This window comes from Streptomyces sp. NPDC054841 (genome assembly GCF_053611045.1).
On sequence record NZ_JBSGZO010000472.1, the window covers coordinates 1 to 6,362 of the forward strand.

The following is a 6,362-nucleotide window of genomic DNA, read 5'->3' on the forward strand; positions in this document are numbered from 1 at the left end:
GCCCACAGTTGTGTGCGGGTCCGGTGAGGCGTACTCCGTGTGCATCAGCGGCGTCCGGCCGGAGCCGGACCGACCGTTCGGCGCCGCAACGCACCGTGGGCCGCGCCCCCGAAGGGGTGCGGCCCACCGCCGTGCGTGCTCAACGCACGTCAGTCGTGCTTCACGCCACCGAGGTGGTGCACCCGCACCATGTTCGTCGTGCCCGGCACGCCCGGAGGCGAACCCGCCGTGATGATCATGGTGTCGCCCTCGTTGAAGCGCTGGAGCTTCAGCAGCGCCGCGTCGACGAGGTCGACCATCGCGTCCGTGGTCTCCACGAACGGGGCGATGAACGGCTCCACGCCCCAGCTCAGGGTGAGCTGGTTACGGGTCGACTCCTCCGTCGTGAACGCCAGGATCGGCTGCTGGGCGCGATAGCGGGAGAGCCGGCGGGCCGTGTCGCCGGACTGGGTGAAGGCGATCAGGGCGCGGCCGCCGAGGAAGTCGGCGATCTCGCAGGCCGCGCGGGCGACCGAGCCGCCCTGGGTGCGGGGCTTCTTACCCGGGACCAGGGGCTGGAGGCCCTTGGAGAGCAGTTCCTCCTCCGCGGCCGTGACGATCTTGGACATCGTCTTGACCGTCTCGATCGGGTACGCACCCACCGAGGACTCGGCCGAGAGCATGACCGCGTCCGCGCCGTCCAGGATCGCGTTGGCGACGTCGGACGCCTCGGCGCGGGTCGGGCGGGAGTTGGTGATCATCGATTCCATCATCTGGGTCGCCACGATCACCGGCTTGGCGTTGCGGCGGCACAGCTCGATGAGGCGCTTCTGCACCATCGGCACCTGCTCCAGCGGGTACTCGACGGCCAGGTCGCCGCGGGCCACCATGACCGCGTCGAAGGCGGCGACGACGTCCGCCATGTTCTCGACGGCCTGCGGCTTCTCCACCTTGGCGATGACGGGGACCCGGCGGCCCTCCTCGTCCATCACCTTGTGGACGTCCTTGACGTCGTTGGCGTCGCGTACGAAGGAGAGCGCCACCAGGTCGCAGCCCATCCGCAGGGCGAAGCGCAGGTCCTCGACGTCCTTCTCCGAGAGGGCCGGGACGTTCACCGCCGCGCCGGGCAGGTTGATGCCCTTGTGGTCGGAGATGACACCGCCCTCGACGACGATCGTCTTCACCCGGGCGCCGTCGACCTCGACGACCCGCAGTTCGACGTTTCCGTCGTTGATCAGGACCTGGTCGCCCTTGGACACATCGCCGGGCAGGCCCTTGTACGTGGTACCGCAGATGGACTTGTCGGCGGCGACGTCCTCCGTGGTGATCGTGAACTCGTCACCACGGACCAGTTCGACCGGTCCCTCGGCGAAGGTCTCCAGGCGGATCTTCGGACCCTGGAGGTCGGCGAGCACTCCCACGGGGCGGCCGGTGTCCGCCACCGCCCTGCGGAGACGGTCGTACCGCTCCTGGTGCTCTGCCTGGGTTCCGTGGCTCATGTTGAAACGGGCCACGTTCATGCCGGCCTCGATGAGCGCTTTCAGCTGCTCGTAGGAGTCGACGGCGGGGCCCAGTGTGCAGACGATTTTGGAACGGCGCATAAGGCGGATCCTATCGGTTTGTTTCTACGCGGAATATTCCGTCTGGTGGAATGTACAAATGGGCGCCCGGCCGCTCAGGCGTGGGCCGGCCGGCCTCCGTCGACGAGGGCGAAGGTCTGCTGGGCGATCTCCAATTCCTCGTCCGTCGGCACCACCGCGACCGCCACCCGCGCGTAGTCCGGCGAGATGAGCCGCGGCTCATCAGAACGTACGGCGTTGAGGCCTGCGTCCACCACAAGCCCCAGCTCCTCCAGCCCGGCGATGGCGGCCTCCCGCACCGGGGCCGCGTTCTCGCCGACCCCCGCCGTGAACACCACCGCGTCCACGCGGCCGAGGACCGCGCAATAGGCGCCGATGTACTTCTTCAACCGGTGGATGTAGATCTCGAAGGCGAGCAGCGCCCGCTGATCGCCCTCCTCGATCCGCCGCCGGATCTCCCGCATGTCGTTGTCGCCGCACAGCCCGACCAGGCCGCTCTTCTTGTTCAGCAGGACGTCGACGTCGTCCTCGGACATCCCCGCCACCCGCTTGAGGTGGAAGGTGACCGCGGGGTCGATGTCACCCGAGCGGGTACCCATGACCAGCCCCTCCAGCGGGGTCAGTCCCATCGAGGTGTCCACGCACCGGCCGCTCGCGACCGCCGACGCCGAGGCGCCGTTGCCCAGGTGCAGCACGATCACGTTGATGTCCTCCGGGGCCCTGCCCAGGAGTTCGGCGGCCTTGCGCGAGACATACGCGTGCGAGGTGCCGTGGAAGCCGTAGCGGCGGATCCGGTGGGCGTCCGCGGTCTCCACGTCGATCGCGTACCGCGCCGCGTACTCCGGCATCGTCGTGTGGAACGCCGTGTCGAAGACCGCGACCTGAGGCAGGTCCGGGCGCAGCGCCCGGGCGGTACGGATGCCCGTGATGTTCGCCGGGTTGTGCAGGGGCGCCACCGGGACCAGGCGCTCGATCTCCGCCAGCACCTCGTCGGTGATCACGGTCGGCGCGGTGAACTTCAGGCCGCCGTGCACCACCCGGTGGCCGATCGCCGCCAGCTCGGGGGAGTCCAGGCCCAGACCGTCGTGCGCCAGCTCCTCGGCGACCGCCTTCAGCGCCGCGGCGTGGTCCGCGATCGGGCCCGTACGCTCACGCTTCTCGGCTCCGCTGCCGGCCGGCGGGTTGTGCACCAGCCGGGACGTCTGCTCGCCGATCCGCTCGACGAGGCCGACCGCCAGCCGGGAGCCGTCGCGCATGTCGAGCAGCTGGTACTTCACCGACGAGGAGCCGGAGTTGAGGACGAGGACGCGGGACGCGGAAGGGGAGTCGGTCATACGGGGAGCTCCTGACCCTGTGACTGGATCGCGGTGATCGCGACCGTGTTGACGATGTCGCTGACCAGCGCGCCGCGCGAGAGGTCGTTGACCGGCTTGCGCAGACCCTGCAGCACCGGTCCGACGGCCACGGCGCCGGCCGAACGCTGCACGGCCTTGTAGGTGTTGTTGCCGGTGTTCAGGTCCGGGAAGATCAGCACGGTCGCCCTGCCGGCCACCTCCGAGTCCGGCAGCTTGGTCGCCGCGACGGACGGCTCGACCGCCGCGTCGTACTGGATCGGGCCTTCGATCCTCAGCTCCGGGTGGCGCTCGCGGACCAGCTTGGTGGCCTCGCGCACCTTGTCGACGTCCGCGCCGGAGCCGGACGTGCCCGTCGAGTACGACAGCATCGCGATGCGGGGCTCGACGCCGAAACGGGCCGCCGTGGCCGCCGACTGGACGGCGATGTCCGCGAGCTGCTCGGCGTCCGGGTCCGGATTGACCGCGCAGTCGCCGTACACGAGCACCTTGTCCGCGAGGCACATGAAGAAGACCGAGGACACGATCGAGGCTCCCCCGGAGGCTTCGCCCCGGAAGGTGTCCCCACGCTTCGTCTTGATGATCTCGAAGGCCGGCCGGATCGTCGCCGCCGTGGAGTGCACCGAGCCCGACACCATGCCGTCGGCCAGGCCCTGCTCGACCATCAGGGTGCCGAAGTAGTTCACGTCCGACACCACGTCGTGCGCCAGCTCCACGGTCATGCCCTTGTGGGCGCGCAGGCCCGCGTACAGGTCGGCGAAGTCCTCGCGGAGCTCGGAGGTGGCCGGGTCGATCAGCTGCACGGCGGAGAGATCGATGCCGAGGTCGGCGGCCTTCCTGCGGATCGCGTCGGTGTCGCCGAGCAGCGTCAGCTCGCAGACGTTGCGCCGCAGCAGCACGTCGGCGGCGCGCAGCACCCGTTCCTCGGTGCCCTCGGGCAGCACGACGCGGCGCCGGTCGGCGCGGGCCTGCTCCAGCAGATCGTGCTCGAACATCATCGGCGTGACCCGGCCGGTACGCGCCACCTCGACCCGGGCGACCAGCCCGGCCGTGTCGACATGGCGCTCGAAGAGACCGAGCGCGGTCTCCGCCTTGCGCGGGGTGCCCGCGCTCAACTTTCCTTCCAGCGAGAAGAGTTCGGCCGCGGTCGGGAAGGAGCCGCCGGCCACCGAGAGCACCGGGGTGCCCGGCGCCAGCCGGGCCGCCAGGGTGAGGATCGCGTCGGCCGGGCGCTCGTCGAGGGTGAGCAGCAGGCCGGCGATGGGCGGCGTGCCCGCGGAGTGCGCGGCGAGGGCGCCGACCACGAGATCCGCGCGGTCACCGGGGGTGACCAGCATGCAGCCGGGGGTCAGTGCCTTCAGCAGGTTCGGCAGCATCGCACCGCCGAAGACGAAGTCCAGCGCATCACGGGCGAGCCCGGAATCGTCCCCGAGCAGCACTGTGGCCCCGAGGGCGTGGGCGATCTGGGCGACCGTGGGAGCGGCGAGCGCCGGCTCGTCCGGCAGGACGTAGCAGGGGACCGGGAGGCGGGCGGCCAGCCGCTCGGCGATGACCTCGCGGTCCTCCGGTGCCACCCGGTTCACGACCATGGCGAGGATGTCGCAGCCCAGGACCTCATAGGCGCGGTGGGCGTTGCGGGCCTCGGCGCGTACGGACTCCGCCGGCTGGTCCTTGCCGCCCACCACGGGTATCACCGAGGCGCCGAACTCGTTGGCCAGCCGGGCGTTCAGCGCCAGCTCGTCGGGGAGTTGGGTGGCGTGGAAGTCCGTGCCGAGCACCAGGACGACCTCGTAGTCGCGCGCCACCGAGAGAAAGCGGTCGACGAGCCGGGACACCAGCTCGTCGGTACCCTTCTCGGCCTGCAGCGCCGCGGCCTCGTGGTAGTCCATCCCGTATACGGTCGCCGGGTCCTGCGAGAGGCGGTAGCGGACACGCAGCAGATCGAACAGGCGGTCGGGTCCGTCGTGCACAAGCGGACGGAACACCCCCACCCGGTCCACCTGGCGGGTCAAGAGCTCCATGACTCCCAGCTCCACCACCTGGCGGCCGTCTCCGCGATCGATCCCGGTCACGTACACGCTGCGCGTCACGCGTGCTCTCCCGTCCTGCTCATCGGCCGAACTCGTGTGCTCGAAAAAACTCGATAGGGTGGCATTGCCCTCTTGACAATACCTCCGTGGCTGGATAGGGCGCCCGCCGTGTGCGGCTGTCCCGGAGGAGCAGCTGGAGGGGTGCGGTCCAGACCAGTCGTGTGAGAATCGGAACCGCTCACATGTACCGCTAGCGAGCAGGAGACACAGCACGATGCGCATCGGAATTCTCACCGCAGGCGGCGACTGCCCCGGCCTGAACGCAGTGATCCGGTCGGTCGTGCACCGTGCCATGACCGGCCATGGCGACGAAGTCATCGGATTCGAGGACGGGTTCAAGGGCCTCCTCGACGGTCACTACCGCCCCCTCGATCTCAACGCGGTGAGCGGCATCCTCGCCCGCGGCGGTACGATCCTCGGCTCCGCCCGCCTGGAACGCTCCCGGCTTCGCGAAGCCGCGGAGAACTGCGAGGAGTTGGCCCGCCGGTACGATCTCGACGCGCTCATCCCGATCGGCGGCGAGGGCACGCTGACCGCGGCCCGGATGCTGGCCGACGCCGGTATGCCCGTCGTCGGCGTACCGAAGACCATCGACAACGACATCTCCTCCACCGATCGCACCTTCGGCTTCGACACCGCCGTCATGGTCGCCACCGAGGCCATCGACCGCCTCAAGACCACCGCCGAGTCCCACCAGCGGGTCATGGTCGTCGAGGTGATGGGCCGCCACGCGGGCTGGATCGCGCTGGAGTCCGGAATGGCGGGCGGCGCGCACGGGATCTGTCTGCCCGAGCGGCCCTTCCAGGTGGAGGACCTGGTGAAGATGGTCGAGGAACGCTTCGCCCGGGGCAAGAAGTTCGCGGTCATCTGTGTCGCGGAGGGGGCGCACCCCGCCGAGGGCTCCATGGACTACAAGAAGGGCGAGATCGACCAGTACGGTCACGAGCGTTTCACGGGCATCGGCAACCGCCTCGCCGTCGAGCTGGAGCGCCGGCTCGGCAAGGAGGCGCGACCGGTCATTCTCGGTCATGTCCAGCGCGGCGGCGTTCCGACCGCGTACGACCGGGTGCTCGCGACCCGCTTCGGCTGGCACGCGGTGGAGGCCGTGCACCGCGGCGAGTTCGGCATGATGACCGCGCTGCGCGGTACACGGGTCGTCATGGTCCCGCTCGCGGAGGCGGTCACCCGGCTGAAGACCGTGCCCGAGGATCGGGTGCACGAGGCCGAGTCGGTCTTCTGAGCCCGGGCGGGGGCCGGCCCGGGCAGGCCCCATGCACCGGACCCCGCTCGTTGATCCGGCGGTTGCACAAGGCACCCGCCAGGCCCTGTCCGGGCACGACAAGATCGCCCGGACAGGGCCT

At 70.0% G+C, this 6,362-nt stretch carries 4 protein-coding genes; 1 reads left to right on the top strand and 3 read right to left on the bottom strand.

The genetic code is table 11. The features are described from left to right. Positions 1-149 precede the first annotated feature (149 nt). From pyk to pta, 3 genes are all read right to left on the bottom strand, one after another. Complete coding sequence (pyk, locus tag ACWGI8_RS36895; protein ID WP_453667802.1) at positions 150-1,580, bottom strand: pyruvate kinase; 1,431 nt, start codon at positions 1,578-1,580, stop codon at positions 150-152. 74 nt (positions 1,581-1,654) lie between these two features. Continuing rightward, the gene (locus ACWGI8_RS36900) at positions 1,655-2,893 is read right to left on the bottom strand and encodes an acetate kinase (protein WP_453667803.1); all 1,239 of its coding nucleotides are present in this window, start codon (positions 2,891-2,893) and stop codon (positions 1,655-1,657) included. Then, positions 2,890-5,001, bottom strand: coding sequence for a phosphate acetyltransferase (gene pta, locus ACWGI8_RS36905; protein WP_453667804.1), 2,112 nt, complete (start codon positions 4,999-5,001; stop codon positions 2,890-2,892). Before pta ends, ACWGI8_RS36900 begins: the two co-directional genes overlap by 4 nt. A 214-nt stretch (positions 5,002-5,215) precedes the next feature. On the opposite strand from pta, the gene ACWGI8_RS36910 reads away from it, so the two are divergent. Further along, positions 5,216-6,241 carry an ATP-dependent 6-phosphofructokinase gene (locus tag ACWGI8_RS36910; protein WP_453667805.1) on the top strand — a complete coding sequence of 342 codons (1,026 nt, stop codon included), beginning with the start codon at positions 5,216-5,218 and terminating at the stop codon, positions 6,239-6,241. Positions 6,242-6,362 lie beyond the last annotated feature (121 nt).

Coding starts and splice junctions, on each gene's coding strand:
- pyk (WP_453667802.1), bottom strand. CDS start 1,580: ATGCGCCGTTCCAAAATCGTCTGCACACTGGGCCCCGCCGTCGACTCC.
- ACWGI8_RS36900 (WP_453667803.1), bottom strand. CDS start 2,893: ATGACCGACTCCCCTTCCGCGTCCCGCGTCCTCGTCCTCAACTCCGGC.
- ACWGI8_RS36910 (WP_453667805.1), top strand. CDS start 5,216: ATGCGCATCGGAATTCTCACCGCAGGCGGCGACTGCCCCGGCCTGAAC.